28 protein-coding genes are annotated in these 26,535 nt (G+C 58.7%); 18 read left to right on the top strand and 10 right to left on the bottom strand.

Features of this window, described 5'->3' with window-relative positions:
• Positions 1 to 55: 55 nt before the first annotated feature.
• The gene (locus tag ACTJK5_RS08390; protein ID WP_440612160.1) at positions 56 to 1,063 is read left to right on the top strand and encodes an asparaginase; all 1,008 of its coding nucleotides are present in this window, start codon (positions 56 to 58) and stop codon (positions 1,061 to 1,063) included.
• A gap of 58 nt (positions 1,064 to 1,121) precedes the next feature.
• Here ACTJK5_RS08390 and ACTJK5_RS08385 read toward each other — a convergent pair whose 3' ends face one another.
• Positions 1,122 to 1,781: a glutathione S-transferase family protein gene (locus ACTJK5_RS08385; RefSeq protein ID WP_113179309.1), complete on the bottom strand. Its 660-nt coding sequence runs from the start codon at positions 1,779 to 1,781 to the stop codon at positions 1,122 to 1,124.
• A gap of 302 nt (positions 1,782 to 2,083) precedes the next feature.
• Between ACTJK5_RS08385 and ACTJK5_RS08380 the strand changes: the two genes are divergently transcribed.
• Positions 2,084 to 3,571: a diguanylate cyclase domain-containing protein gene (locus ACTJK5_RS08380; RefSeq protein ID WP_113179310.1), complete on the top strand. Its 1,488-nt coding sequence runs from the start codon at positions 2,084 to 2,086 to the stop codon at positions 3,569 to 3,571.
• A 36-nt stretch (positions 3,572 to 3,607) separates the two neighbouring features.
• Here ACTJK5_RS08380 and ACTJK5_RS08375 read toward each other — a convergent pair whose 3' ends face one another.
• A complete protein-coding gene (locus tag ACTJK5_RS08375; RefSeq protein ID WP_440612159.1) occupies positions 3,608 to 4,114 on the bottom strand; it encodes a MarR family winged helix-turn-helix transcriptional regulator in 507 nt (168 codons plus the stop codon).
• A gap of 110 nt (positions 4,115 to 4,224) precedes the next feature.
• Here ACTJK5_RS08375 and ACTJK5_RS08370 point away from each other — a divergent pair, with 110 nt between their 5' ends.
• Entirely contained in the window at positions 4,225 to 5,745 is a 1,521-nt protein-coding gene (locus ACTJK5_RS08370; protein ID WP_113179311.1) for an MDR family MFS transporter, read from the top strand.
• Here ACTJK5_RS08370 and ACTJK5_RS08365 read toward each other — a convergent pair.
• On the bottom strand, positions 5,714 to 6,544 hold the full coding sequence (locus ACTJK5_RS08365; RefSeq protein WP_113179312.1) for a GGDEF domain-containing protein: 831 nt from the start codon (positions 6,542 to 6,544) through the stop codon (positions 5,714 to 5,716). The genes ACTJK5_RS08370 and ACTJK5_RS08365 overlap by 32 nt on opposite strands.
• 139 nt (positions 6,545 to 6,683) lie before the next feature.
• Between ACTJK5_RS08365 and ACTJK5_RS08360 the strand changes: the two genes are divergently transcribed.
• From ACTJK5_RS08360 to ACTJK5_RS08340, 5 genes are all read left to right on the top strand, one after another.
• On the top strand, positions 6,684 to 7,694 hold the full coding sequence (locus ACTJK5_RS08360) for a ligase-associated DNA damage response exonuclease (RefSeq protein WP_062599502.1): 1,011 nt from the start codon (positions 6,684 to 6,686) through the stop codon (positions 7,692 to 7,694).
• Between the two features lie 2 nt (positions 7,695 to 7,696).
• Positions 7,697 to 9,322 carry a cisplatin damage response ATP-dependent DNA ligase gene (locus ACTJK5_RS08355; RefSeq protein ID WP_440612158.1) on the top strand — a complete coding sequence of 542 codons (1,626 nt, stop codon included), beginning with the start codon at positions 7,697 to 7,699 and terminating at the stop codon, positions 9,320 to 9,322.
• Positions 9,323 to 9,414: 92 nt separating this feature from the next.
• Entirely contained in the window at positions 9,415 to 10,353 is a 939-nt protein-coding gene (locus ACTJK5_RS08350) for an alpha/beta hydrolase family protein (protein ID WP_062425826.1), read from the top strand.
• Positions 10,354 to 10,455: 102 nt separating this feature from the next.
• Complete coding sequence (locus ACTJK5_RS08345) at positions 10,456 to 11,340, top strand: L,D-transpeptidase (RefSeq protein WP_062425825.1); 885 nt, start codon at positions 10,456 to 10,458, stop codon at positions 11,338 to 11,340.
• 194 nt (positions 11,341 to 11,534) lie between these two features.
• A complete protein-coding gene (locus tag ACTJK5_RS08340; protein WP_082447247.1) occupies positions 11,535 to 12,272 on the top strand; it encodes a L,D-transpeptidase in 738 nt (245 codons plus the stop codon).
• 144 nt (positions 12,273 to 12,416) lie between these two features.
• On the opposite strand, the gene ACTJK5_RS08335 is transcribed toward ACTJK5_RS08340, so the two are convergent.
• Positions 12,417 to 12,863 carry a MarR family winged helix-turn-helix transcriptional regulator gene (locus tag ACTJK5_RS08335; protein ID WP_440612157.1) on the bottom strand — a complete coding sequence of 149 codons (447 nt, stop codon included), beginning with the start codon at positions 12,861 to 12,863 and terminating at the stop codon, positions 12,417 to 12,419.
• A 351-nt stretch (positions 12,864 to 13,214) separates the two neighbouring features.
• Here ACTJK5_RS08335 and ACTJK5_RS08330 point away from each other — a divergent pair, with 351 nt between their 5' ends.
• The 3 genes from ACTJK5_RS08330 to ACTJK5_RS08320 all read left to right on the top strand — a co-directional run bounded on the left by ACTJK5_RS08330 (position 13,215) and on the right by ACTJK5_RS08320 (position 14,865).
• Entirely contained in the window at positions 13,215 to 13,640 is a 426-nt protein-coding gene (locus tag ACTJK5_RS08330; protein WP_062425823.1) for an organic hydroperoxide resistance protein, read from the top strand.
• Positions 13,641 to 13,760: 120 nt separating this feature from the next.
• Positions 13,761 to 14,141, top strand: coding sequence for an MbcA/ParS/Xre antitoxin family protein (locus tag ACTJK5_RS08325; protein WP_144621103.1), 381 nt, complete (start codon positions 13,761 to 13,763; stop codon positions 14,139 to 14,141).
• Entirely contained in the window at positions 14,101 to 14,865 is a 765-nt protein-coding gene (locus ACTJK5_RS08320; protein WP_113179315.1) for an RES family NAD+ phosphorylase, read from the top strand. The genes ACTJK5_RS08325 and ACTJK5_RS08320 overlap by 41 nt, the downstream gene beginning before the upstream one ends.
• A gap of 25 nt (positions 14,866 to 14,890) precedes the next feature.
• On the opposite strand, the gene ACTJK5_RS08315 is transcribed toward ACTJK5_RS08320, so the two are convergent.
• Together ACTJK5_RS08315 and ACTJK5_RS08310 are read right to left on the bottom strand one after the other, a co-directional pair.
• Positions 14,891 to 15,457, bottom strand: coding sequence for a GNAT family N-acetyltransferase (locus tag ACTJK5_RS08315; RefSeq protein WP_113179316.1), 567 nt, complete (start codon positions 15,455 to 15,457; stop codon positions 14,891 to 14,893).
• Positions 15,458 to 15,668: 211 nt separating this feature from the next.
• Positions 15,669 to 17,234: a helicase HerA-like C-terminal domain-containing protein gene (locus ACTJK5_RS08310; protein ID WP_274103887.1), complete on the bottom strand. Its 1,566-nt coding sequence runs from the start codon at positions 17,232 to 17,234 to the stop codon at positions 15,669 to 15,671.
• A gap of 213 nt (positions 17,235 to 17,447) precedes the next feature.
• Here ACTJK5_RS08310 and ACTJK5_RS08305 point away from each other — a divergent pair, with 213 nt between their 5' ends.
• Positions 17,448 to 17,840, top strand: a complete 393-nt coding sequence (locus tag ACTJK5_RS08305; protein WP_062425818.1) for a DUF937 domain-containing protein — start codon at positions 17,448 to 17,450, stop codon at positions 17,838 to 17,840.
• A 56-nt stretch (positions 17,841 to 17,896) separates the two neighbouring features.
• Here the strand turns inward: ACTJK5_RS08305 and ACTJK5_RS08300 are convergent, their stop codons facing one another.
• Positions 17,897 to 18,322, bottom strand: coding sequence for a winged helix-turn-helix transcriptional regulator (locus ACTJK5_RS08300; RefSeq protein ID WP_062425817.1), 426 nt, complete (start codon positions 18,320 to 18,322; stop codon positions 17,897 to 17,899).
• A gap of 103 nt (positions 18,323 to 18,425) precedes the next feature.
• Here ACTJK5_RS08300 and ACTJK5_RS08295 point away from each other — a divergent pair, with 103 nt between their 5' ends.
• The 3 genes from ACTJK5_RS08295 to ACTJK5_RS08285 all read left to right on the top strand — a co-directional run bounded on the left by ACTJK5_RS08295 (position 18,426) and on the right by ACTJK5_RS08285 (position 20,722).
• Positions 18,426 to 19,184 (top strand): SDR family oxidoreductase, encoded by a 759-nt coding sequence (locus ACTJK5_RS08295; RefSeq protein WP_062425816.1) that lies wholly within the window; start codon positions 18,426 to 18,428, stop codon positions 19,182 to 19,184.
• 49 nt (positions 19,185 to 19,233) lie between these two features.
• Positions 19,234 to 20,034 (top strand): AraC family transcriptional regulator, encoded by an 801-nt coding sequence (locus ACTJK5_RS08290; protein WP_438371858.1) that lies wholly within the window; start codon positions 19,234 to 19,236, stop codon positions 20,032 to 20,034.
• Between the two features lie 76 nt (positions 20,035 to 20,110).
• Complete coding sequence (locus tag ACTJK5_RS08285; protein ID WP_113179319.1) at positions 20,111 to 20,722, top strand: LysE family translocator; 612 nt, start codon at positions 20,111 to 20,113, stop codon at positions 20,720 to 20,722.
• 101 nt (positions 20,723 to 20,823) lie between these two features.
• On the opposite strand, the gene ACTJK5_RS08280 is transcribed toward ACTJK5_RS08285, so the two are convergent.
• Together ACTJK5_RS08280 and ACTJK5_RS08275 are read right to left on the bottom strand one after the other, a co-directional pair.
• On the bottom strand, positions 20,824 to 21,651 hold the full coding sequence (locus tag ACTJK5_RS08280; protein ID WP_113179320.1) for an aldo/keto reductase: 828 nt from the start codon (positions 21,649 to 21,651) through the stop codon (positions 20,824 to 20,826).
• 86 nt (positions 21,652 to 21,737) lie between these two features.
• The gene (locus ACTJK5_RS08275; protein ID WP_112952228.1) at positions 21,738 to 22,919 is read right to left on the bottom strand and encodes an MFS transporter; all 1,182 of its coding nucleotides are present in this window, start codon (positions 22,917 to 22,919) and stop codon (positions 21,738 to 21,740) included.
• Positions 22,920 to 23,055: 136 nt separating this feature from the next.
• Here ACTJK5_RS08275 and ACTJK5_RS08270 point away from each other — a divergent pair, with 136 nt between their 5' ends.
• Positions 23,056 to 23,955 carry a LysR family transcriptional regulator gene (locus tag ACTJK5_RS08270; RefSeq protein ID WP_112952229.1) on the top strand — a complete coding sequence of 300 codons (900 nt, stop codon included), beginning with the start codon at positions 23,056 to 23,058 and terminating at the stop codon, positions 23,953 to 23,955.
• Here the strand turns inward: ACTJK5_RS08270 and ACTJK5_RS08265 are convergent, their stop codons facing one another.
• Positions 23,956 to 25,236, bottom strand: coding sequence for a TadE/TadG family type IV pilus assembly protein (locus ACTJK5_RS08265; protein ID WP_113226727.1), 1,281 nt, complete (start codon positions 25,234 to 25,236; stop codon positions 23,956 to 23,958).
• A gap of 163 nt (positions 25,237 to 25,399) precedes the next feature.
• On the opposite strand from ACTJK5_RS08265, the gene ACTJK5_RS08260 reads away from it, so the two are divergent.
• Together ACTJK5_RS08260 and ACTJK5_RS08255 are read left to right on the top strand one after the other, a co-directional pair.
• Entirely contained in the window at positions 25,400 to 26,104 is a 705-nt protein-coding gene (locus ACTJK5_RS08260; protein WP_062599517.1) for a helix-turn-helix transcriptional regulator, read from the top strand.
• 45 nt (positions 26,105 to 26,149) lie between these two features.
• Entirely contained in the window at positions 26,150 to 26,518 is a 369-nt protein-coding gene (locus ACTJK5_RS08255; protein ID WP_112952231.1) for a VOC family protein, read from the top strand.
• Positions 26,519 to 26,535: the final 17 nt, after the last annotated feature.

Here is a 26,535-nt window from a genome sequence, read left to right as displayed (position 1 = left end):
TGCGAACAATAGGGTTAGATAGGGATCGCATTTCGAATTTTTTGAGGCCGGCATCATGCACAACCCCGTTACCGTTGAGGTCACCCGCGGCAACCTCGTCGAAAGCCGCCATCGAGGCATGGCCGTCGTGGTGGATGGCGATGGCAAGGTTGTCTTTTCGGCAGGCGATGCCGAGAGCGCGGTCTTCCCGCGTTCCGCATGTAAGGCCATGCAGGCCTTGTTCATGGTGGAAAGCGGTGCTGCCGATGCTTACGGTTTCGGCAACCGAGAGCTTGCACTCTCCTGCGCATCCCATTCGGGAGAAGAGGCGCACGTGGAGTTGGCGGCATCGATGCTCGCACGGGCGGGCCATGATCTCAGCGCGCTGGAATGTGGTGCGCACTGGTCGCTCGACCAGAAGGCGCTGATAGGCCAGGCGCGCAGCATGGAGAAGCCGACGGCGCTGCACAACAACTGTTCCGGCAAACATTCCGGCTTCATCTGCGCCTGCAGCCATAATCGCATCGAGACGAAAGGTTACGTCAATGCCGAGCACCCGTTGCAGCGCGAAATCCGCGCGACGATGGAAAGCCTCACGGGCGCTGCCATCGCCGAGGACAGTTGCGGCATCGATGGATGCTCCATCCCGGCCTATGCCGTACCGCTAAAATCGCTGGCGCACGGTTTTGCCAAGATGGCGACCGGGCAAGGGCTGGAGCCGATCCGCGCTCTGGCCTCGCGCCGCCTGATCGAGGCTTGCATGGCAGAGCCCTTTTACGTCGCGGGAACGGGCCGCACCTGCGCAAAGCTCATGGAAATCGCCCCGGGTAAGATTTTCGCCAAGACGGGTGCGGAAGGGGTTTTCGTCGGCATCCTGCCGGAGAAGGGATTGGCCATCGCGGTCAAATGCGAGGACGGCACGACCCGTGCCGCCGAGGCGATGATTGCCGCTCTATTGGCGCGGTACGTCGAAAAGGAGAGCGTGGAAGCGCATGCTCTCGACGCGATCGCGAACCGCTCCATGAGGAACTGGAACGGCATCTATGTCGGTGACATCCGTGTAACGTCGGCTCTAACGCTTTGATTCAACGGATCGTACTTTCCGGAAATCGATTCCGATTTCCGGATCGATGCTTGAGCGCTTAAGCCGGTTCGGCAGCTCTCGCATCCCACATTGCCTTGAAGGCCGGGCGGGACTGGCAACGCTCCAGCCATGCCTTCACGGCAGGATGCGCATCAAAAAGCGGCGCGTGCGCCTGCGCGTAGCGAACCACTTCCGCAGCGTTCAGATCGGCAACGGTGAAGCGGTCGCCGACCAGATAGTCTTTGTCCGCCAAGTGCTGTTCCAGCACGCGGAAGGGCCGGCGCAACATGCGCGCTGCTACCTCGATGACGGCTTTGCCGGTTTCGCTGTCGGCCAGGCCCTCGGCAAAGGTCGAGGAAATCTTCAGCGCAGTCGTCTCGATTTCCGTCGCGGCGAAGAAGGACCATTGCAGCATATGCGCATCTTCCGCCGCGTCGTTTGGCGCGACGGACGTGCCGTATTTCCGCGCCAGATAAAGATTGATCGCCATAGACTCGTAAAGCACCATGCCGTCATCGTCGATGCAGGGGATCGTTCCCATCGGGTTGATGGCCAGATAGGAGGGCGTCAGCGTGTTGAGCGGCGCATCGGCTGCCATCGGATCGGCGAGCCGCCGCGCCTGGATGACGGGCACATGGTCGAACGCAATATCAAGTTCTCCTGCAAGCCATAATGTCCGCGTGGCCCGGGAGCGATAGACGCCATAAATTGTCAGCACTGCAAAACCCTCTGATGTTTATAGGACGTTAGAGTCATTTCTGGCCGAATCCAACGTTTATGTCACGTTTCGACAGGAGGTGTAGTTCAGCTGGCGAGATTCTGATATATGTAGGCATTCTAATAAAAAGTATGCAATATTGACAGTATTACTAGGAGAGCGCCGCGTTGACGGCAGACGGTAGAGACTGAATTTTGTTAATTCAGTATAAGTATATCTTCTATAGGCTAAATCCCATTGCTCTCCAGCCCGTTTGTGCTGACCATCGATCATAAGCAAATGCACCAGACTGAAGAATTTTAATGGAGTTTCATAAGATGCGTGAAGAAAACGGTCCAATACCGTCAACATCATCGGCGCCATCTCTCCAAATCCCGATGTCTTACATCCACCGGCACGGTCTGACTTTCTTGCTCGATAACGTACCCGAAATGGTTTTCATCAAGGATTGCGAAGGCCGGTACGAGTATATGAACGCTGCCGCCCTTGCCTCGCTGGGCCACGAGCGGGATTACCTGGACGGGCGCACATTGACGATCTTCGACCTCGCGCCGAAGCAAGTCGCTGATTGTATCGATCGCCTGGATCGCCGCATCCTTTCCAACAATACCAATGTCTACGATGCCGAAGAGCCGATCGCCGCAGACGACGGAACAACACGCTGGTACTCCGGCACACGCATCATTCTACGCAATGAAGAGGGTACGCCGGTAGGGCTTGCCGGCGTTTCACGCGAGATCACCCTGACCAAGCGTCAAGAAACCATGCGCAAAAGCCATGCTGCTCTCCTGGAAATGATCGTCAAGGGAAAGCCTCTCAAGGATATCCTCGCCGCCGTGGTGCGCGAGGTCGAAAGCCTGCTGGACCATGTCTGCGGTTCCGTCCTGTTGCTGGACGAGAAGACCGCCCTGCTGCACAATGGCGCGGCACCGTCGCTACCGAAAGAATACGTGTCGAAAGTGGATGGTGTTCCCGTCGGGCCGACCAACGGCTCCTGTGGCACGGCCGCCTTCCGCAGAGAGCCTGTCTATGTCAGCGACACGCTGGAAAATCCGCTCTGGGCCAATTATGTCGAAGCGGTCAAACCCCATGGCCTTCGCTCCTGCTGGTCCACGCCTGTCATAGGCAACAACAACGTTCTGCTCGGAACATTCGCGCTCTACTCCAAAGCGGTTCGCATGCCGACTGAGACGGAAAAAGAAATCATCGACATGGCAACCAATATTGCCGGGATCGCGATCGACCGCCGCCGCGCCGAAGAATGTGTGCATTACATGGCCCACCACGATCCGCTGACCGGTCTGTCGAACCGCAATCTCTTCTGGGGCCAGTTCCGCCGAGCTCTTCACGAGGCGAAGCGGGAGGGTCGTCTGGTGGCAATCACCTATCTCGATGTCGATAAGTTCAAGCAGATCAACGATCTTCACGGACACGCAGCAGGGGACGATGTTCTTCGTGCCATCGCCGAACGTATCACCAAAAACGTTCGTGCTTCGGATATTGCGGTGCGCCTTGGTGGTGACGAGTTCGCCATCATCTTCAGCAATCCCAAACGAGATGAAGCCGGGGTGATGACGCGGCTTGAAGCCATTCGCCAAGCGGTGCAGGAGCCGATCGCAATTTCAACAGGCGCGATTACGGTGACCTGCTCGATGGGAACGGCGTTCTATCCGACCGATGGAACGACGCCGGAGAACCTTTTGGCCCGCGCTGATACCGCCATGTACGAGGCGAAGAGGGCTGGTCGAGACGCTGCGAAAGCCGGGCCAGAGGTTGGAAACGCCGCATAACGCGAAAGACGTATCAGGCCTTGGACGGCCAGCGCTCTAGGGGCGCGCATCCGGAGCAAGGCGCGTCTCGAAGCGTCCGATGAAGCGGTCGAAAAGTGCGGCGAAAGCGGCCACATCCTCCTGCGGCCAGTCACTGACCACATCTTGGATGGTTGCGATCTTGGCGTCGCGCATATCTTCGAGAATACTGCGGCCCAGTGCCGTGACAACAATCACGCTGCGCCTGCCGTCTTCCTGCGACACATCCCGTTGCAGCAATCCCCTGCCAACCATATCTGCGACCAGACGGCTTCCACGTGATGGATCAAGCCGCATGCCTTCGGCAATCGACCCGACTGTCGCGTCACCTTGTGTCCGATGCACCACATCCAGAACATCAAGATGCGAAAGATCGAGCCCTGGTGCTAACTTCGCAATCGCCGTACGACCGATGACACGCCGGCCGATCATGATGCGCATGCGTGTCATCGTGTGGCTGATAGCCAGCACGTCGTCTTGAACGGACACGCTCCTATCGGCGCGCTTGAGGATCTGATTGTTCATGTGATGCCCTCGCTCCTAACCGAATACAACATACAATAATCCTTCGAAAGATGCCATTGACATATATATGCCATAAGCACATAAATTGACGCCTAACGCGAGGCCTTTCCATGGATATGTCGGTGAACTCTGCGGCTCCACTCGTGACGGAGCCCCGTCGCAGACTTGTTGTCTTTCTATTCCTGATGCTGGCTATGTTCATGGCGACGCTGGATAACCAGATCGTCTCCACCGCCTTGCCGACCATCGTGGGCGAGTTCGGCGCGCTTGAACGCTTCGGTTGGGTCGGTTCCGCTTATCTCCTGGCCACCAGCGCCGTCATGCCGGTTTATGGCAAGCTCGGCGACCTCTTTGGCCGCAAATATGTGATGATCTTTGCCGTCGTCCTCTTTACCATCGGTTCGCTTGCCTGCGGCCTGGCCTGGTCGATGGATTCGCTGATCGCTGCCCGTGTTCTTCAGGGCCTTGGCGGCGGCGGTATCATGGTGTCGATCTTCTCCGTCAATGCCGATCTGTTTGCCCCGCGTGAACGCGCCCGCTACCAGAGCTATTCGAGCCTCGTGATCATGGCATCCGGCAGTGTCGGACCGATCCTGGGCGGCACGATGAGCGATCTCTTCGGCTGGCGCTCCATCTTTCTCATCAACCTGCCCATCGGCATTGTCGTGCTGCTGGGTCTTGCCTTTCTCCTGCCGTATCGTCGACCCGACCGTCAGCCGAAAATCGATTACATCGGTGCGGTTCTTCTCGCCGCCGCAATTTCGAGCGTAGTGCTTTGGGCTGACAGTGCTGAACTCTTCGGCTCGCTGATTGCCTGGCAGAGCCTTGCGATCATTGCCTTCGCCATTGTCTGCGCCACTCTTTGGGTACAGGTGGAGAAGCGCGCGCCTGAGCCGATCGTGCCGCTGCGCTTGTTCAAGGATTCGACCTTTCCATTGCTAATGATCATTTCGATCGTCAGCGGTGGTCTCGGCATCGGCATGGTCAATTACTACGCCCTCTTCCTGCAGACGACGACCGGGCTTTCGCCTTCTGAAGCCGGACTCTTCTTCATCGCCGTCACTGGTGGCATCGTCATGGGATCGCTGACGGCAGGCCGGCTGATTTCGAAGACGGGAAGCTACAAGCCGTTTTCGATCATCAGCCTGTCGATTGCCGTGGTTGCGATGCTGTCGCTCTCGCAGGTCCACGTTGGTACACCCCTGGCGATCATCGCTGCACTGTTGTTGCTGCAGGGACTTGGTGTCGGCCTCGGCCAGCAGGCGCCGATCATCGGCGTGCAGAATTCCGCGGCCAAAGCCGATATCGGTGCGGCAAGCGGGGCCGTTACCCTGACGCGCATGGGCGGTGCGGCACTTGCCATCTCCATCTACGGTGCGGTCATATCCTCAAGTCTCAAGGGGACCAGCGCCGATATTCAAGGGGTTGGCAACATTCAGGAACTGACACCCAAAATGCTGGCGCAATTGCCTGCCGCCTCGCAGCACGCCGTGGCCGATCTTTATGCCGCCGCTTTCACCCCGCTTTTCCTCGTCGCGGCTGCAACGGCGGTGATCGGTCTGGTCGCTGCGGTAATGCTGAAGAATGTCCGGCTGCCGATCAGCATGGAACAGAAGGTGCCGCAAGACTGAAATCTGGCGGCATCGGTATCGATATGTCCCGACCTATGACGGCCCGGTTGCGACCGTCTCGTTTGGCCTCATACATGCGCAAGTCGGCCTCCTTGAGGAGGACCTCCGCATCGCAAAGCGCGGAAAAACTCGCTGTCCCAATGCTGATGCTGAGCTCTACGATCGCGCCGGACTCCGTCAGAAGTGGTGTCGAGGACACCGATTTCAGGAACACGGTGGCCATGCGGTCAATCTCCGCCGGCGAAGTGACGCCATCGAGGAAGATGACGAATTCCTCGCCGCCGATCCGACCCAGAAAGTCTTCTGGTCTCAGACCTTTTCGCAGCGCCTTGGCAATCGTCTGCAAGGCTTGATCCCCGGTCCGATGGCCGAAACGGTCGTTGATGGACTTGAAGTGGTCCGCGTCAATGAAGAGCACGGTGCCTTCGGTGCTAGCACATTCGCTCATGCGCTGCATGAAGCCGATACGATTATAGGCCCCGGTCATGGGATCGCGCAGGGACGCCTCTATGGCGGCAGCATGGGCGGCAACCAGATCGCGATGCAGACTATCGAGTTCCAGATGAGAGCGGGTGAGGGCGGCGCGGGCCTGTTTCAAACGCTCCAGCTGATAGAACTGAACGCCGCTGGCTGGTCCGGCAATGGCGATCGGGCAGATGACTGCCATCAAGAGACCGACACCTTCCACGGTGCCACCCATCTGCGGAACGAGGACTGAAACGATCACTAGGGACGCCGCCAGAGATCCGACAGCTGCGAGCGTGGCGCGAAAGATGATGCGTGACCAGAATCCCTTCATTGCGCCGATACCCCTTTTGTCGGCAAAACCGCTTCCCCCGCCAAACCGTTTCGCACAGAATGAACCTTATTCCGCACGGTTCGTTTTGTCTTGCGCAAGAAGTTTTGAAGCATCGTAAATTTCGGTCGATCCCGACGCCATGAAACCAGAAAAACTGCTCAGCCCGACACCGAAGGGGCTTTATTGCCCGGTGGGTGACTTTTACATCGACCCGGTGAAGCCGGTGCCGAAGGCGTTGATCACCCATGGTCACTCGGATCACGCGCGGGCGGGGCACGAGAAGGTGCTGGCGACGCGCCAGACGCTCGACATCATGCGCTTGCGGTATGGCGAGGATTTTACCGTCAGCGAACAGGCCATCGACTTCGGAGAGACCGCGCAAGTCAATGGCGTGACCGTCGGGTTCCATCCGGCCGGACACGTACTCGGCTCCGCCCAGATCTCCATCGAATATGACGGTCTGCGCATCGTCGCGTCGGGGGACTACAAGCGCGGCGTTGATCCCACCTGTGCACCCTTCGAGCCGGTTCCCTGCGACGTCTTCATCACAGAGGCCACCTTCGCGCTCCCGGTGTTTCATCACCCGGCGCCAGCCCGTGAGATTGCCAAGCTTCTGACGTCTATTCGCCAGTTCCCGGAGCGTACGCATCTCGTCGGCGCCTATTCGCTCGGCAAGGCGCAGCGCGTGCTGCGACTGCTACGCGACAACGGCTATTCCGGGCCGGTTTATATTCACGGCGCGCTGGCAAAGCTCTGCGACTACTACGTCTCCCAAGGCATCGATCTAGGCGACATCCGCCCTGCCACATTGGAGAAGAGCAACCCGGCGCAGTTCAAGGGTGCGATCGTCGTCGGACCGCCCTCGGCGTTCCAGGAACGTTGGGCGCGTCGTTTCAACGAACCGCTCATTGCCTTTGCCTCGGGTTGGATGATGGTGCGCCAGCGCGCCAAACAGGGCGGTGTCGAATTGCCGCTGGTCATTTCCGATCACTGCGACTGGCCCGAACTCTTGGAAACTATCAAGGAAGTCGCGCCATCGGAAGTGTGGGTCACGCATGGCCGTGAGGAAGCACTTGTGCGCTGGTGCGAACTTCAGGGCATTCCGGCCCGTCCGCTGCATCTCGTCGGCTATGAAGATGAGGGGGATTGAGCGTGAAAGCTTTTGCGACCCTTCTCGACCGTCTTGTCCTCACACCATCCAGAAACGGCAAACTGACGCTTTTGACGGATTACTTCCGTGATACGCCCGATCCTGATCGCGGATACGGGCTCGCAGCGATTGCAGGCACCCTCGACCTGAAAAGCGTCAAACCGGCCTTGCTTCGCGAACTGGTTCTGGAGCGCATGGACGAGGTGCTGTTCCGCTACTCCTACGACTATGTCGGCGATCTGGCCGAAACGATCTCGCTCGTCTGGGATACCAGTCAGAACGCCGATCTGCCCCAGGCAAACGATCCGAGCCTCGGCGAAGTCGTGCGCAAGATCAACGCGCTCGGCAAGACGGAAGTGCGCGGCGCAGTGCGAGAGCTTCTGGATCGGCTGGATACATCCTCGCGCTTCGCCTTTTTGAAGCTCGTCACTGGCGGTTTGCGCATCGGGGTGTCTGCGCGTCTTGCCCGGCAGGCGCTTGCGGACTTCGCCGGCAAGGACATTACCGAGATCGAAACGCTCTGGCATGGTCTGGAGCCGCCTTACGAACCGCTCTTCGCCTGGCTTGAGGGAAAGACCGACAGGCCACTTCTGGCAACGCCTGCCATCTTTCATTCCGTCATGCTGTCCACACCGGTCGGCGACAATGATCTTGCCAATCTCGATCCTCAGGATTTCGCGGCGGAGTGGAAATGGGACGGTATCCGCGTCCAACTCTCCCGCGCTGGCGACACGCGCAAACTCTACTCGCGATCCGGGGACGACATTTCAGGCGCCTTCCCGGATATTCTCGAAGCTGCGAATTTCGACGGCGTGATCGACGGCGAACTTCTGATCGGTGGAACGGCGCGCTCCAACAGCGCCACGCGAACCTTCTCAGACCTTCAGCAGCGGCTGAACCGCAAGACGGTCACCGGTCGGATGATGGAGGAGTATCCCGCCTTCATCCGCGCCTATGACCTGCTCTTCAAAGGCGAGGAGGACATCCGCGGCGAGACCTATCTCGAGCGACGCCAGCACCTGACCGATCTCATCGAAACCGCCCCTCACGACCGCTTCGATCTCTCACCATTGGTACCCTTCACCAGCTGGCAGGAACTTGACGATCTGCGCAAAGCGCCACCTGACCCCGTGATCGAAGGCGTGATGATCAAGCGCAAGGACAGCGTCTATCAGGCGGGACGCGCCAAGGGTCCGTGGTTCAAATGGAAGCGCGACCCCTTCAATATCGATGCGGTGATGATGTACGCGCAGCGCGGCCACGGAAAGCGCTCAAGCTACTATTCGGATTTCACTTTCGGCGTCTGGGCAGATGGTGAAGACGGCGAACAGCTCGTGCCGGTCGGCAAGGCCTATTTCGGCTTCACCGATGCGGAGCTTGAGGTTCTCGACAAGTTCGTCCGCGACAACACGGTAGAACGCTTTGGTCCGGTGCGCGCCGTGCGCGCCACGCCATCCTTCGGTTTCGTTCTGGAAGTTGCGTTTGAGGGCATCAATCGCTCGGCTCGCCATAAATCCGGCGTGGCGATGCGCTTTCCACGAATCGCACGGTTGCGTGCAGACAAACTTCCCTCCGAAGCCGATCGGTTGGTCACTCTGATGGCGATGGTCGATGAACGGGAGGCTTGAATGCAGATGATGTTATTAAAGAGAAACATTAAGTAGACAATTGGACATTCCGGTGCTGAAATTGTGCTGTGCAACGCTGATCGGATTCCCACATGACAGACAAGCGCATGGATAAGATTTTTCCTTTTTCCCCCACACGCCGCGCCTTGCTGGCGGGTACATTCGGGTTGGGTGCAGCGGCTCTGATGCCGAAAGGCGCGCATTCTGAAGTGGATCTGCCGCCAGTCCTGCCGCTGGAGAATGAGGACTACGCCAGGGCGCGCGAAAGATTTCAAACGCACCTGCTGCGCAAAATGTCTGCGCCTGAAAAATCCGAGCCGCTCGGCACACCACCTGGTGCACGGCGCGTGACCTATCCCGGTGGCCCGAACGGCTCCATAGAGCTTGTTGCCTGGTTGTCGGAATATGTTCCGGAGAAGAAGCTCAAGCCCGCCGTTCTTTTCCTTCATGGGGGCAACGCGACTGGCGATGGTCACTGGGCATTGATGAAGCCCTATTGGGAGGCAGGCTTTGTGGTGATGCTGCCATCCTTCCGCGGCGAAAACGGCCAGAAGGGGTATTACTCCGGCTTCTATGACGAGACCTCAGACGCGCTATCGGCCGCCGAGTTTCTCGAAAACCTGCCTGGCATCGACAAGGATCGCTTCTTCCTGGCCGGTCACTCCAATGGCGGCACGCTCTCCTTGCTCGCAGCGATGACGCGGAAATTCCGCGCAGCCGTACCGGTCTCGGCGGGTGTCAACTCCTGGCGCTACTTCAACCGCTATACGGATGAACTGTGTTTCGACGAGAGCAATCAGCAGGAGTTCATCATGCGCTCCTCGGTCTGTTTCGGTCATAGCCTCAAATGCCCGACCCTGTTGCTGCGCGGCACAGAGGAGCGACCGTTCGACGCTGATCACAAGCTTCTCGTTGAACGCGCAACGGCCGTGGGTGCCAAAATCAGCCACAGGCTGCTGCCCGGCACGCATAATGGCGTCGTGCCGCATGCGGTGGACGAGAGCATCCGCTTCTTCAACAACTTCGTCTGAAGTCCTGCGCGGTTAGCGCGACGCCGTCATCACCCATCTATCCAGCCTGGCGCCAGCCGCGCGAGTCATTGTGCCGCCAGTGATCTACTTTGAAGCGGTTCGATGATAGTATTTGCCCTGAAGACCCTCCGTCGATTTGCCTGCGTGTTGATGACAGCCCCGCTTGTGAGCGGCTGCCTGTTCATCACCGACACCAGCCGCATGAACGCCGATGTCTTCGTGAAGGAGACGGCACCCGTCTTCAACTACAACAATGTCGGCTCCATCCCACGCGAGCCGCTGCCGCAGACGCCAGGCTCGATCAACAGCCGGCCGCCGGATCTTTTCCGATCCCAATTCCAGCAGCTTTACGGCCCGCCAACGACGGCACGCCCTGGGCCGGCGCTATCTCCTGCCTATCGCGACAGGACGATGGGATACGGCCTGCCGGTCTCCAATCCTCTTCATCGCGCCATGTATGACGTGCTGTCGGATGACGGCCATACGCTGCCCGCCATTCCCTATAGTCGCATCGATCCGCGGTTTCTGCGTCAGGAGGTCAGCTACCAGACGGCGGAAGCGCCGGGCACCATCGTCGTCGATACGAGACAGCATTTCCTGTATCTGGTGCAGCCGGGCGGCAAGGCGGTTCGCTACGGTGTCGGGCTTGGGCGATCGGGCTATGCCTGGTCAGGGCGAGGTGCCATCCAGTGGAAGGCCAAGTGGCCGCGCTGGACGCCACCCGATGAAATGGTGCAGCGACAACCGGAGCTCGCGTCGATCTCGGCGGCGCGCGGCGGCATGGTTCCTGGTCTGAACAACCCGCTCGGTGCGCGGGCTCTTTACATTTTCAAGGACGGCAAGGACACGCTCTACCGTGTGCATGGAACGCCGGACTGGCAATCGGTCGGCAAGGCGACCTCGTCCGGTTGCGTCAGAATGCTCAATCAGGATGTGATCGATCTTTACGATCGCGTGCCGCAGGGCGCACCGATTGTGGTGATGTGAACACGACCACCGGTAAAAGCATCCCGCCGGTGCGAATGTTGCAAGGCTGCAACTGGTTTTCAGTATGTCTTAACCACTATAGCAATAGCTGATGTATCGTGGAACAAACGACGTACGGCGAGATTGAAACGCAGGCTCTGCACGCTTCGGTACAGTGCCTCCCTCTTCGCCTCCGATGTGAGAAAACCGGACTTATGATGAGCACCGACAGAGATCTTTCAAGACGGACTTTCCTTTCCCTTCTGGGCCTTTCTTCCGCGTCGCTGTTGGCGGGTTGTGCATCATCCGGTGTCGGCCCCTATGACAGCACGCAGCCGCTCGGTTTCGCCGGTGGCGTTGCCAATGATTTCCGCCAAATGTTCTCCTCCGGTATTTCGGACGCTGAGCTGGCGGTGATGTATGGCACGGTTGAGGATGGCGGTTTCGTTATCCCGGCAGTGCCGTATCAGAAAATCGATCGCCGCTATTACCGCCAGCGGGTCGTGGACCCAACAGGCGAGCGTCCGGGAACGGTCGTCGTCGATACGCGCTCGCGCTTCCTCTATGTGGTGGAGCAAGGCGGTACGGCGATGCGTTATGGCGTTGGCATCGGTCGCGAAGGCTTTGCCTGGTCGGGCGAGGGCGTCATTCAGTGGCGCCAGAAATGGCCGAAGTGGACGCCGCCGGATGAGATGGTGGCGCGTCAGCCGGAACTGGTCAAATATTCCGCAAGGAATGGCGGCATGGAGCCTGGCCTGAAAAACCCACTCGGTGCACGCGCGCTCTACATTTTCCAGAACGGCAAGGACACGCTCTATCGTCTGCATGGCTCGCCGGAGTGGAACTCCATTGGTAAGGCCGTGTCGTCTGGCTGCGTTCGCCTGATGAACCAGGACATTATCGACCTTTATGACCGCGTTCCAAACAAGGCGCGTGTGGTCGTCTGGCAATAAGCCGGCTCGTTTCGATCATCCACCACCCTCATGCTTCGGCTTTGAGGGTGGTGCAAACAGGTCCTGCAACAGCACAGGCGTGTTCCCGTCTTCGCCAGCTTGAATGGCGAAAAGGTGCTGCGACGAGGGGCGACGCGATCGACATTACGCCCGCGCCAGATTGTCCTTCAGAGAATTCAACCGATCCCGAATTTGCCCGAGCTCTTCCAGGCTGCATCCTGTCGCTTCGCCGATGGAGCGCATGACGTGCACTGCCTTCTTCTTCATGTCGGCGCCCTCCGGCGTCAGGCTGATCACGACCTGCCGTTCGTCCTGCTTGCCACGCTTGCGGGTGATGAGGCCTGCCTGTTCCAGCCGTTTCAGGAGAGGGGATAGGGTGCCTGAGTCGAGGCCGAGTATTTCGCCAAGTGCCTTCACCGTGGCGTTGTCTTCCTCCCACAGCGCCATCATTACCAGATATTGCGGGTATGTGAGGCCAAGCGGCTCCAGCAACGGCTTGTAAGCCCGCGTAAACGCATGGGCTGCGCCGTAAAGCGCGAAACATATCTGCACGTCCAGCCTTAAAAGGCCTTCCATTGTCCCGTCGTCCATTCGTGTGAGCTCCAAAATGCGCTGTTGAAGCGCTCTCCTGCTGCTCGGACAGTCTTCATCGGAAAGAGTTTCGCCAGAATAGAAGCATCCTTGGCGTCCATCTCTTGGAGATCGACTGCCGATGTTTTTCCATTCTGCGAAATTCCGTTCCGGCGAAGCAATTCCGCGCGGCAGGGAAGCGCTCTAGGGAACATTTTATCCCGTCACTCGGTTCCTGCTGCATGCGAAGGCCGAGCAATCTTATTAACCTTATCGCAGAGACAAGAAAATTTTTCAATGCGCAAAATTGTATTGCGCGCAATTGAATAACGCGCTACAAGATACCCAACGCAAACCAAGGGAGTACATGACATGCCAATTCTTTACACAACCAAGGCGACCGCAACCGGTGGCGGACGCGAAGGCAATTCCAAGACCGAAGACGGTGTTTTGGACGTGACCTTGACGGTTCCAAAGGAACTCGGTGGTAACGGTGCTCACGGCACCAACCCAGAGCAGCTTTTCGCAACCGGTTATTCTGCCTGCTTCCTCGGCGCTCTGCGCGTTGTCGCTGGCAAGGAAAAGGTGAAGCTGCCCGATGATACGGCCGTGACGGCAAGCGTTGGCGTCGGCCCACGCGAAGATGGTGGCGGTTTCGGCATCGACGTGTCGCTCAAGGTCAACATCCCAGGCCTCGACAAGGCAACCGCGGAAGATCTCGTGAAGAAGGCACACATCGTCTGCCCATATTCGCACGCTCTGCGCACCTCCACGGAAGTGCCGGTTTCGGTTGAATAAAGGCTTTGACTGCCACCGTTCAGCTGGTGGCGTTTGCTCGAGCGGCCGGTTGCCCCCAACCGGCCGTTCTTGTTTTCTGAAAGAGATCCGTTATATTCTTTCTCAGGAAAGGATTTGGCGATGAACATTCAGCTCAAGCCCACGGCGGCCTCCCATGAGGGAAGGGTTATCACGAAAGCCGCTCTTGCGGCGTCGGAGCGACTTGGCCTAACCGCAGCACGCCTTTCAGATATTCTCGGCATTTCCGCGCCCACGGTATCGAGGATGAAGAGGCAGGATTTTTGTTTGGAGCCTGGCAGCAAGCCGTTCGAACTTGCCGTGCTTCTGATCCGTGTTTTCCGCTCGCTCGATGCCATCGTCGGCGGGGATGACACAGTCTCGCGTGCCTGGCTTCAAAACCACAATGATGCGCTCGCGGGCGTGCCTGCCGAAAAACTTACCTCGATCACCGGATTGCTCGATGTCCTTTCCTACCTGGACGCCAGACGCGCTCCGCTCTGAAAGCCGCTCGTCATCAGGACGCTGGTGGCGCCTCGTCGAGGCGCAGCACCGTGTATCGACCATGAAGCTCGTCGATACCGTTGATGAGCAATCTCTGCTCGAAGACATTCTGGAAAGCAGCAAGCGGCGCTTTCCGCCGGAATGCGAAGGCCTCGATTATCTGCTGGCGACACCCTTCCGCTATGATTCTGCCTATCCCTACGGCTCCCGCTTCCGTCGAGCAGGCTTTACCAAGGGCGTCTTTTACGCCGCCAAGAGAATAGAGACAGCGCTGGCCGAAATGGCTTTCTACCGCTTGCTGTTCTACGTCGAGTCACCTGCAACGCCCTTGCCCGTCAATGCGGCGGAGTATACCGCCTTTGCCGCCGACATTCAGACAGGTGCGGCAATCGATTTGACCAGGCCTGCGCTATCGCGCGATGCTTCTCTCTGGACCGACCTCAACGATTACGCACCATGCCAGGCTTTGGCAGATGCGGCGCGGGAGGCGGACCTTCAGGCAATCCTCTATCGCTCGGTGCGCGATCCTGGAAAAGGCAAGAACATCGCGCTGTTGACGCCACTCGGCTTCAAGTCGAGGCGCCCAGTGGCTCGCTCCAGCTGGCGCATTCGCCTGTCGAAAATGGGCATACAGGCGCTGTGCGAGCAGCCGGTCCAGCGTATCGGGTTTTCCTTGAACGATTTCTCCGCCGATCCGCGGATTGCAGGACTTCTGAAGGTCTAACCCGCGACGACGCGGATCGCCTCAATCATCGCGACGCAAGTCCATTCCATTCCGATTTGAGAATGGCGTAGATGAATTCATCGCCCCACACCCCGTTGAAGCGGTCATTCTGAATGAGGTGGGCCTCTTTGCGCATCTTCAACCGCTCGACAATGCCGATCGAGCCTTGGTTCTGTGCGTCCAGTCTCGCGAAAATCCGGTGATAGCCGAGGTCCGCAAAGCCGAGGTCGATCATGGCACGCACCGCTTCCGTGGCATAACCTTTGCCCGCATAAGCCGGGTCGAAGATATAGCCGACCTCTGCCTGCAACGCCTCCGTGCTGGCGATCTTCAGAAGAACTTCACCGAGGAGCGCGCCATCGTCGCGACGCGTCACCGCCAGCCGCAGAACATCGCCGTCCTTACCGAACGGGGCCGAGAGGACGGTATCGAATTGCGTCCTTAGCGCATCGCCGCTTGGCGCGTCTGCATAGAGAAACCGATAGACCTCAGAACGGCTGTGATAATCGGCATAGGCGCTGAAATCGGCAGGTATGAAACGGCGAAGAACAAGGCGCTCGGTTTCCATTGGAAGCAAGATGGACGTGATCATGCGTCTCCCTGGAGCATGGCGCGGGCAAAACCGTGCAGCGGTTTTGCGATAAGGACATGCTACAAAAACAAACTGAAGTGTAAGGCGCGAATCTGAAAGATCGCGACCCGCTTGGAAGCAATAAAGGCCTTGGCCTATCTGGTGGCCGGGGCGAGCTTGGACAAGCGGACCCCGGCGTTTCCTCACATGTCTGTGGAAGGGAAGCGCGAAATCAGCGGCGCAGGCTTCCCAGAATGCCGCGAACCAAGGCGCGTCCGACGGATGTCGCGACGGAGCGAGCGGCACTCTTCATCGCGGCCTCGATCACCGTTTCGCGCTGGTAACCGCTGGTGCGTCTGCTGCCGCCGGTCGTCGATGCCTGCTTCGGCTCCTCGTCTCCGAAGCCCGGCAGTTTCCAGCGTCCCGCGGCACTGTCGGGCTGCCCGCTTGCCTGCTCTTCTGCCGCACGCTTGGCAGCTTCCGCCTCGGCGGCTTTGCGGGCGCGTTCGCCCAGAATTTCGAAAGCGGATTCGCGGTCGATATCCTGGTCGTAAAGACCGGCCACCGGGCTGGAGGCCATGAGGCTACGGCGCTCATCGTCGGTCACGGGGCCGACTCGACCGGATGGCGGACGCACCAGCGTGCGTTCCACGATAGAGGGTGCACCCTTATCCTGAAGGGTGGAGACCAGCGCCTCGCCGGTACCGAGTGTGGTGATCGCCTCAGCCGTGCTGAAGGCCGGATTCTGGCGGAATGTGTCGGCGGCTGTCTTTACTGCCTTCTGCTCACGCGGCGTGTAAGCGCGCAGCGCATGCTGCACGCGGTTGCCGAGCTGTGCGAGAACCGTTTCCGGGACATCGAGCGGGTTCTGCGTCACGAAATAGACGCCAACGCCCTTGGAGCGGATGAGGCGGACCACCTGTTCGACGCGCTCGATCAGCACGCGCGGCGCATCGTTGAAGAGAAGATGCGCCTCATCGAAGAAGAAAACGAGCTTCGGCTTGGCGGGATCGCCCACTTCCGGCAGCTCTTCGAAGAGTTCGGAAAGCATCCACAACAGGAAGGTGCCGTAGAGGCGCGGGTTCATCATCAATTTGTCGGCGGCGAGAACCGAAATCACCCCACGCCCGTCGCTGGTGGTGCGCATGATGTCGGCAATTTTCAGCGCCGGCTCACCGAAGAAGTGCTCTGCGCCTTGCTGTTCGAGCACCAGCAGACCGCGCTGCAACGAGCCGACCGAGGACTTCGAAATCAGCCCGAACTGGCTGGAGAGTTCGCTTGCGTGCTCGCCCATATAATTCAGCAGTGACTGCAGATCCTTCAGATCGAGCAGCGGCAGGCCGCCCTGGTCGGCGATCTTGAAGGCGATGTTGAGAACGCCTTCCTGCGCTTCCGAGGCATCCATCAACCGGGCGAGAAGCAGAGGGCCCATCTCGGCGATGGTGGCGCGGACACGGTGGCCCTTTTCGCCATAGAGATCCCAGAAGATCACGGGAAACTGCTCGAAGGAGAGGTCGGAAAAGCCGATCTGTTCAGCCCGTTTCGTCACCCAGTCCTTGGCTTCGCCGGGCTTGGCAATGCCGGAAAGATCGCCCTTGATATCGGCGCAGAAAACCGGGACGCCGGCTTTGGCGAAACCTTCCGCCAGCACCTGCAGGGAAACAGTCTTGCCCGTGCCCGTGGCGCCGGTGATCAGCCCATGACGGTTGCCGAAGCGGAGGTCAAGATATTCGCCCTTGTTGAGGCTGTCGTCCGGGTTGCGGCTCGTGCCGATATAAAGCTTTCCGTCCTGCAGCATATGGCGATCCTTCCCAACGATCCGGGCAGCGGCGCCCTGTTTTCAATTTCCGCACTATACTTATAGGAACTGTTTTGGCCCTCAACAACTGTTTGATAAGGTTGAAAAGAGCGGATCGAAAAACCTTTGTTTCAAGGGGCTGCGCGGTCTTGAGTCTGTGTTTCAATTGTTTTACGTTGACGTGAACGTAATTTCGCATTCAGGAGGAAGTTTATGAGCGAAATCGTAACCCAGGTTGCAGATAGAGTGGGCATTGCGCCAGACAAGGCGGAAAAGGCTCTCGGCATGATGCTGGGTTTCCTCCAGCGCGAAGCCGATGACGCGGCCGTTGCCAAGATGATCGAATCGATCCCCGGCGGGCCGGATCTCGTCGCTCGCTTCAATGGCGAAGGCCAGGGCGGCGGTGGCCTGCTCGGCGGCCTGATGAGCGCCATTGGTGGCGGTGGCATCATGGGTCTTGGCCAGCAGCTGATGAGCCAGGGCCTCGGCATGGGTGAAATCTCGGCACTTGCCAAGACCACCATTTCGATTGCGCGCCAGCATGCCGGCGACGAGGTCGTGGACAAGGTGATCGCGTCCGTACCGGGCCTCAGCCAGTTCGCCTGATCGGCCAGACAATTTGAAGCGCTCCCATGGGAAGCGCTTCCATTATTTCAGGCCCATTATTTGAGGCGTGGGGATTGCTCTTCAAAGGCTTTCCGCGCCTTTTCTATTTCCGCGTGATGCGTCTCGGCCCATATCCACACGCCGCAAAAGGCGCTGCCCAGCGTCTTGCCAAGATGCGTCAGGCCGTAATCCACATGTGGCGGGATGACCGGGTGCACGGTGCGTTTCACCAGCCCATCGCACTCCATCTGCCTCAGCGTCTTGGTCAACATCTTCTGACTGATATCGCCGACGACCTTGCCGATTTGCGTAAAGCGCATCGTCCCGTGCTCCTCCAGAGCCTCAAGGATCAACATCGTCCACTTGTCCGCCACCTTGGCGATGATGTCCTGAACCAGCGCCTCAATGACGGGATCGGTCTCTTCCGGCGGCGGGTGAACGCGCTTCTCTTCGATGACGGGATCTGCCAGATGCCTTTTCATTCCGACACTCTCCTTTGGGTAAGTATAAATCTTTCGGGTGCCTACTTTCGATTGGAGAGTATCGTAGCTAACTTGGTTTCATCCAACAAGAGAGGATAACCAGATGAAGATGACAGGAAACACAGTACTCATCACCGGTGGTGGTTCCGGTATCGGCCGCGCGCTTGCCGAAGCCTTCCATGCACTTGGCAACAAGGTCATCATTTCCGGTAGACGCCAGTCCGCGCTGGACGAAGTGACCAGCGCCAACCCCGGCATGGTATCGGCCGTGCTCGATGCGACAAAGGCGGAGAACATTCGGACCTTTGCCGAAACGCTGACGCGCGATTATCCGGATCTCAATGTCGTCATCAACAACGCCGGCATCATGAAGAACGAGGACATCACCGCGGCCCCGGACTATCTGGAGATCGCGGAGGAAACGATTGCCACCAATCTGCTTGCCCCGATCCGATTGACCGCGGCCCTGCTTCCGCATTTTCTCAAAAAAGAAAATGCTGCCGTCCTCACCGTGTCATCCGGCCTTGCTTTCGTGCCCATGGTAGCAACGCCGACCTACAGCGCTACCAAGTCCGCCATTCACGCCTATTCGATGGCGCTGCGCGAGCAGTTGAAGGACACCTCTGTCGAGGTGATCGAGATTGCGCCGCCCTATGTGCAGACAACGCTTCAGGGTGAAAAGCAGGCGAAGGACGAGCGCGCCATGCCACTGGATGCCTTCATCACGGAAGTCATGGATATCCTGACCAACAGACCCGATGCAACGGAAGTGATCGTGGAGCGCTGCAAGCCATTGCGATTTGCCGCCGAGAACGGCAATTTCGATCAGGTCTTCGGCATGGTGAACAGCCTGCATTCCTGAACCGGATCGACCGTGATAGGCTTGCGCTCCTGATAGGGGCGCAGGGTCTATGGGCAAACACCAGTTCACGATGCCGAAAACGACGATGCCGGGCGTGGCTGCGGTGATCGCTGACAGCGACCGCAGCTTTCCCCGTCACATGCATGATCAATTCGGCATTGGCGTTATCGAACGTGGCGCGCAGAAATCGGCGAGCGGACGTGGCATCGTGGAGGCCGGGGCAGGGCGCGTCATCACCGTTAATCCGGGTGAGGTGCATGACGGTATAGCGCTTGGCGAAAGCGGGCGGGCCTGGACGATGCTCTATTTCGATCCCGAAGTCGTGCATGCCGCATTGTCGGATATTCGCGAACGCGATAGCCGCGATTTCGAGTTCGTCTATCCCGTCGATCCGAGACCGCTCGCCGATCGCTTTCGCGCACTCTTTCAAGCCATCACATCGCAACGGGCGGCTTTGCCGGGGGAGGAAGCCCTTCTTCTGCTGTTGTCGCAAACGCTGGAGCGCCCCCGCGCTGTGCGTCATCAGGCCGCATCCACCGCTGGTCTGTATCGCGTCAGGCAGATGATGGACGAGGCACCACAGACGCCCCTCGGTCTCGCCGAACTCTCGGCAGAAGCGGGAATGAGCCGCTTCCGCTTTCTGCGTGCTTTCTCCTCGGTTACGGGGCTGACGCCGCACAGCTATCTGATGCAGCGCCGCCTGCATCTGGCGCGGCAAGCATTGGCAAAAGGCATTCCCGCCGCCGAAGCGGCCTACGCGTCTGGCTTTTGCGATCAAAGCCACTTAAACCGTGTGTTTGTAAGGCACTTCGGCACGACACCCGCCCTCTACAGCCGCGCGCTCTCCTGATCGAAACGTGCAATTTCGTCCAAGACCGATCCGTCCAATCGCAGCAGAGTGACGCCTTCTTTCAAGGAAGGCCCTCATGACACTCGAATTTCTCCTCACATCGGCCATCGTCGTGGCATCTCCTGGCACAGGCGTGGTCTACACGCTGGCAGCCGGTCTGACGCAGGGCGCGCGCGCAAGCTTGATCGCCGCCTTTGGCTGCACACTCGGCATCGTCCCGCATCTGCTGGCAGCGATCACAGGGCTTGCTGCAATCCTTCATGCGAGTGCGACGGCATTCACCCTCATCAAATATGCCGGGGTGGCCTATCTGCTGTACATGGCTTGGAACACACTGAAAGAAAATGGCGCTCTGCGCGTCGACGAGACGCAGCCTGCAAGAACGCCTGGCCGCATTGTGATCGAGGCTGTCCTCATCAACCTGTTGAATCCAAAGCTGTCGATCTTCTTCTTTGCCTTCCTGCCGCAGTTCGTTGCGGCAGACTCCTCATCATCGACCCGCGAAATGACCGCTCTCGGTCTCGTCTTCATGGCGATGACATTTGTAGTTTTTGCGGTCTATGGCTGCTTTGCCGCTTCTGTCAGGCGCGAGATCGTGTCGCGGCCTTCCGTACTTGTCTGGCTGCGGCGCAGTTTTGCCGCAGCCTTTGTTGCACTTGGCCTGAAACTGGCCTTCGTGCAGCGCTGAGTGGCTTGCAGCATCGGCCCAAAAACCGGACTCGATTTTCAGCCGATGCGTCGATTCAGAAAGGGTGCGTCCCTTGTGCGTCCACTAGGACGCCCGGCGCTTTAATCATCCCATTCCGGCGCCAGATGGCCGGGATTGACGATGCGTCCATCCTTCTTTGCCAACGCGAAGATCGCCTTCATCTCCTCGTCGGACAGGTCGAAGTCGAAGATATCGAAGTTCTCGGGAAGGCGGCTCTCCGTCGCCGTCTTGGACAAGGCGATCACGTCCGGCTGCTGCACGGCCCAGCGAAGCGCGACCTGGGCAGCGGTCTTGCCGTGCTTGGCGCCGATATCACGAAGCACCTCATCCTTCGGCACTTTGCCATCTGCCATCAGATAGTAGGCGGTGATCGAAATGCCGTGCTTGCGGGCAGCCTCGATCACCTTCGTCTGGTCGAGATAGGGGTGGTACTCGATCTGGTTGTTGGCAATCGGAGCGTCGGAGAGTCGGACCGATTCATCCATCAGCGCCACGTTGAAGTTGGAGATGCCGATGTTGCGCACCTTGCCCGCCTTGTGCAGTTCGTTCAGCGCGCCAATCCGCTCCGCCAGCGGCACATCGCTTTTCGGCCAGTGCAGAAGAAGCAGATCGACATAGTCCGTCTTCAGCTTCGTCAGGCTCTCATCCACGGAGCGGATGAAGTCATCATGCTTGTACTGATCGACCCACACCTTGGTGGTGAGAAAGATGTCGCCGCGCGAGACGCCGGACTTTGCGATAGCATCGCCGACTGCCGCCTCGTTCTTATAGACCTGCGCCGTGTCCACATGGCGGAACCCCAGCTTCAGCGCCTGCGGCAGGATGCGGTGGACGTCCTCTTCCGGCATGCGGAATGTGCCGAAGCCGAGAGCAGGAATGTTTGCGCCGTTGGCGTTGACTGTTTGCATCGTGTTTGTCTCCATTGCGGATGATAGCCCCGCAAGTCCGCGGGGCAGAACGGTCCTCACCCTAAGTGCTGAGGACGTGATTTGGTTCACACGGTCTGGGCAAGATCTGCCTGGCGGCGGTCGAGACTGCTGCTGACCAGCGTCAGAACCAGTGCTCCCGAAACCAGCAGCGCCCCGACCCATGGTGTTGCACCAAGACCGAGCGGCGAGGCGACGACCAGACCGCCAATCCAGGCGCCGACGGCGATGCCAAGATTGAAGGCGGCAATGTTGAGCGCCGAGGCGACATCGATCGCGTTTGGCCTGAAGCGCTTTGCAAGCTGCACCACGTAAAGCTGGAGGCCCGGTACATTGGCGAAGGACAGAAAGCCGAGTGCAACGAGCGTTACCAGAGCAGCCGGGGCGGACGGAGCGGTGAAGGTGAAGATCACCAGAACGAGCGCCTGGAGCCCGAAAAGCCAACCGAGAGCCTTCGCTGGATTGCGGTCGGCAATCCGTCCTCCGGCGAGGTTGCCGGCAGCGATCGCCAGACCATAGAGGACCAGAACAAGGCTGACGGTGCTTTCAGCAAAGCCGGTCAGATCCTGCAGGATCGAGGCGAGAAAGGTGAAGGTCACGAAGGTGCCACCATAACCGAGCGCCGTCATGCCAAAGGCCAGCAGAAGACGGCCAGAGCCGAGAACACGAACCTGCTCCATGAGACCGGCGGCCGGCGCCTTTTGAAGCGTCGCTGGCAGCAGTGCTGCAATGCCGATGAAGGCAATGACCCCGAGTGCGGCGACAGCGAAGAAGGTGGCGCGCCAGCCGAAAATCTGACCGATGAGCGTGCCGAGCGGAACGCCGGTGACGATAGCAACCGTCAGTCCCATGAACATCATGGCAATGGCCGAAGCTCTGCGATCCTCTGCCACCAGACCCGCGGCAATGGTTGCGCCGACTGAGAAGAACACGCCGTGGGCAAAGGCGGAAATAACCCGCGCGACCAGCAGCATCTCGTAACCGGGGCTGAGCGCTGCGGCGCTATTGCCAAGGATGAAGAGACCCATCAGGCCGAGCATGAGCGGCTTGCGCTCGATGCGGCCCGTCAGTGCGGTAAGGATGGGCGCACCGAAGGTAACGCCGAGTGCGTAGACGGACACGATGAGGCCGGCAAGCGGCAGCGTGATGTGAAGATCGTTGGCGACGGTGGGCAAAAGACCCACGATGACGAATTCCGTGGTGCCGATTGCATAGGCTGCAATCGTCAAGGCAAAGAGAGCAAGGGGCATGGTTGTGCCTTTCCGGCCACTCTAATGGCCGTCCCGAAGGTGTTGATGTTTCGAGCCTGAATATCGGCACCTGGCACTTGTTTGATAATCCCGATTAATCGATAATCATCTTTGAATTGAAGTCATAGGTGACGTTATGAACAATCGCGCCGGCGAAATGGAAGTCTTCGTTCTGGCCGCCGAGTTGAAAAGCTTTTCCGCGGCAGGACGACGCTTGAAGCTGTCGCCCTCCGCTGTCAGCAAGCTTGTCTCGAGAGTGGAGGAGAGGCTTGGTACGCGGCTGCTGGTGCGCTCGACGCGAACACTGGAACTCACGCCCGAAGGTGACATCTATCTTCGTCGCGCCCGCCGTATTCTCAAAGAGATCGACGAGACGGAAGAACTGGTCGCCGGCGGCCGTGAGGAGGCGAGGGGGTTGCTTCGCGTCAACTCCTCGGTCGGCTTTGGCGAGCGGTGCATCCTGCCGCTGTTGGGGGAGTTCGCCGAACGTCATCCCAAGGTGCGGCTCGATCTGACACTGACCGATGGCGTAATCGACCTCATTGGGGAGCGTACCGATATCGCAATCCGCGTCGGACCGATGCGGGATTCCTCACTGATGGCGAGGCGCCTGTTTTCCAGTCGCCGCGTCATCGTCGCCTCGCCTGACTACCTGAAGAAGCATGGAACGCCGAAGACTCCGGAAGACCTCGACCAGCACAACTGCATCGGCTTTAACTTCCGGCGAAGCCTCGACGAATGGCCGTTTCGCGATCCCGGTTCCGATAGCGCATATATCAAGGCCATCACCGGCAACATTCAGGTATCGAGCGGCTCGATCAAACGGCAACTCTGCCTGCTGGGAGTCGGCATCGGTCGGATTGGGGAATTTCATGTCCGCCCCGATATCGAGGCGGGCCAGCTTGTCCCGATCCTGGAGGATTATAACGGCGGCGACACAGAACTCGTCCATGCGGTTTACGCCGGACACGAGCATCTGGCTGCCCGCATCCGCGCCTTTATCGATTTCCTCGTTGAAAGAATCGAACCGAGTTGATCAGCTCGACAGGCGAGGAGAGGAAACCACCCGCTTGAACAGTGCCGACATGGCATCGCTGATGCCCTGCGTCGGGCTCACCTCGAAGAACAGACCTTGAGAAGCGCAGTCTTGCATACGGGTGGAGATTTCGGACTGGAAGGGGCGGATCCAGTCATTATACCAACCGTTCGTCGGAAGTGGCAGATAAGTCGTGTAAAGGACGGCGATACGGTAGCCCTGGCTCTTCAAGGCGGTACACAGCCGGGTGTCGATCGGCTCCTGACAGCGGCCATTCGTGGTTTTTTTGGTGCAGCTTGTCGGCTTGTAGCTGTCCCCGACACCATCGGATACGAAATAGAGGACTTTTTCCGGCGTGGCCGAGCTGTTGCCGTTCCCCTGCGGGCCCATCTTCGTGGCAATCTGCGTCAAGGCGCGGTCGATATCTGTCTGCTGGTCGTTATCGTAGCCCTGATACGGAATGGACATGAGGTCGATCTTGTTCGACCTGTTTTTTACGTCGGAGAGATTGGACGTGAGTGGTACAACTTCGAGAAGTTTTGTGTCCTCGGCTTTTTCACCAAAGGTATAGACTGCCATTCTAAATTGGTCTGAGACGGTCTGGGTGCCCGCTGCGGTGTCCATGAGGGAGGCCGTTGCTTTCCCCACCACATTGATGCGCGTGGTCACTTTCAGTTTTTTCGCAAGCTCGTAGTAACTATTTTTGCCACTCTGAACATCGTGACACGCGAAGGCACATTGATCGCGTGTATTCGTCACCATGGTTGCGACATCCTGGGGCGTTGCACCCACACCCATGGATGGTGTGTTATCCAGCAACAGATAGAAGTTCATGTACTTCTCTGTTTGATATCGACCCGTGGATTTAATGCTTACGGTAAAGAAGTCCTTACCCAAAATCGCTGAGAGCGTGGTATTGACCGTGGCCTTCAATTCCAAGGACGATTCAACGATATTTCCGGTCTTCTTGACAAGCAGGGTGGCGTTCTCGATCTCGAAGTCGTTCTTCTTGCCGTCCCCCTTCTTGCCGAAATCCAGGCCGGAATGACCAGGAACGGTGATGGGGCCATCTCCGCTCATCTTGCGTGCCTCCGCCACATATGGTGAATCTTTGGAGACGGCGCCGAGTGCGGTGGCGTCCGCCGTCTGCTGCAGATCTTCCTTGACGGCGAGCGCCTGGCTGAAGTCTAACGCTAGGCCTGCCGCTCCAAACAGCGGTACGGCCAGGAGTGCAGTCAGAATGGCAAAATTGCCGCCTTTGTCTCGCCAAAAATTAAGCATTGGTGCCTCTGAAAAATCTTATGAAGCTTTGTCGCGACCTGATATCGAGAATAGATGGCTTAAAATGAATAATAACAGGTGGCTTTAATCGCTAAGGTTTTACACAACACGTATAAATAGATGATTAAAACTCATAGGGCGGGCCTGTTGCCTGGGGAAATGCATGTCACGCGCGCAACGCCTGCTTGATTTGCTTCAATTGTTACGAAGCTATCGCAATCCGGTGGGTGGCGCAGAATTGGCTGCCGCGACAGGTGTCAGTCTGCGTACGCTCTACCGCGACATCGGGACCCTCCAGGCGCAAGGCGCCAATATCGAAGGCGAGGCCGGCGTCGGCTACGTGCTGCGACCGGGTTATCTTCTGCCGCCTCTGATGTTTTCCGAAGCGGAAATCGAGGCTTTGGTTCTGGGCTCCCGCTGGGTGGCGGGCAGGGCGGATGGCGCGTTGGCCGATGCCGCGCGCGCCGGGCTTGCGAAGATCGCCGCAGTTCTGCCAAAGACGCTGGCGGAGGAACTGGACAATTCCACACTTCTCGTGGGACCCGGAAAGGTGATCGATATGCCGCATATCGATCTTAGCAATATTCGCAGCGCCATCAGAAGTCAGGCGAAAATCGAGATCGACTATGCCGACGAGCGCGGGCGCGACACTCGCCGGATTGTCTGGCCCTTTGCGCTGGCGTTTTTCGATCAGGTTCGTGTGCTGCTGGCATGGTGTGAGTTGAGACAGGACTACCGCAGCTTTCGCGCCGATCGCATTTCTTGCTTCACGCTCTTGGACGCGCGCTATCCCAAACGCCGCGAAGTCCTGCTGAAAGGTTGGCGGCAGATGATGAAGGCACGCCAGGAGACTGCTGACAGAAACTGACACTACGCCTGGCTAAGGTCTCCTCATCAACAAAAGGAGACCAACATGAACCACCCGAACTTCGTCATTCTCTTTGTCAACGACCCGCGCCATAGCGCTGCATTCTATAGCGATTTGCTCGGCGCAGAGCCTGTCGAACTCTCCGACACCTTCGCTCTATTCAATTTGCAAAGCGGCATGCGCCTTGGTCTCTGGTCCCGCCACACCGTTCAGCCGCCACTGTCTTCCGACGGCAACGCCGCCGAGATCGCCTTCATCAAAGAGACGGACGGTGAGGTCGATGCCTGCCATCGCGCGTGGACCGACAAGGGCCTGCCGATCCTGCAGGAGCCAACCGTCATGGACTTCGGCCGCACATTCCTGGCGGCAGATCCGGATGGTTACCGGCTGCGCGTCTACGCCTTTCACGGCTGACGTCTCGACGCGTTGAA

Origin of the sequence: Agrobacterium sp. 22094 (assembly GCF_052046015.1) — a bacterium.
Taxonomy (GTDB): Bacteria; Pseudomonadota; Alphaproteobacteria; order Rhizobiales; family Rhizobiaceae; genus Agrobacterium; species Agrobacterium cavarae.
Note: the sequence above shows the minus strand (reverse complement) of the source record. Positions and strands in the feature narration are given on the sequence as shown.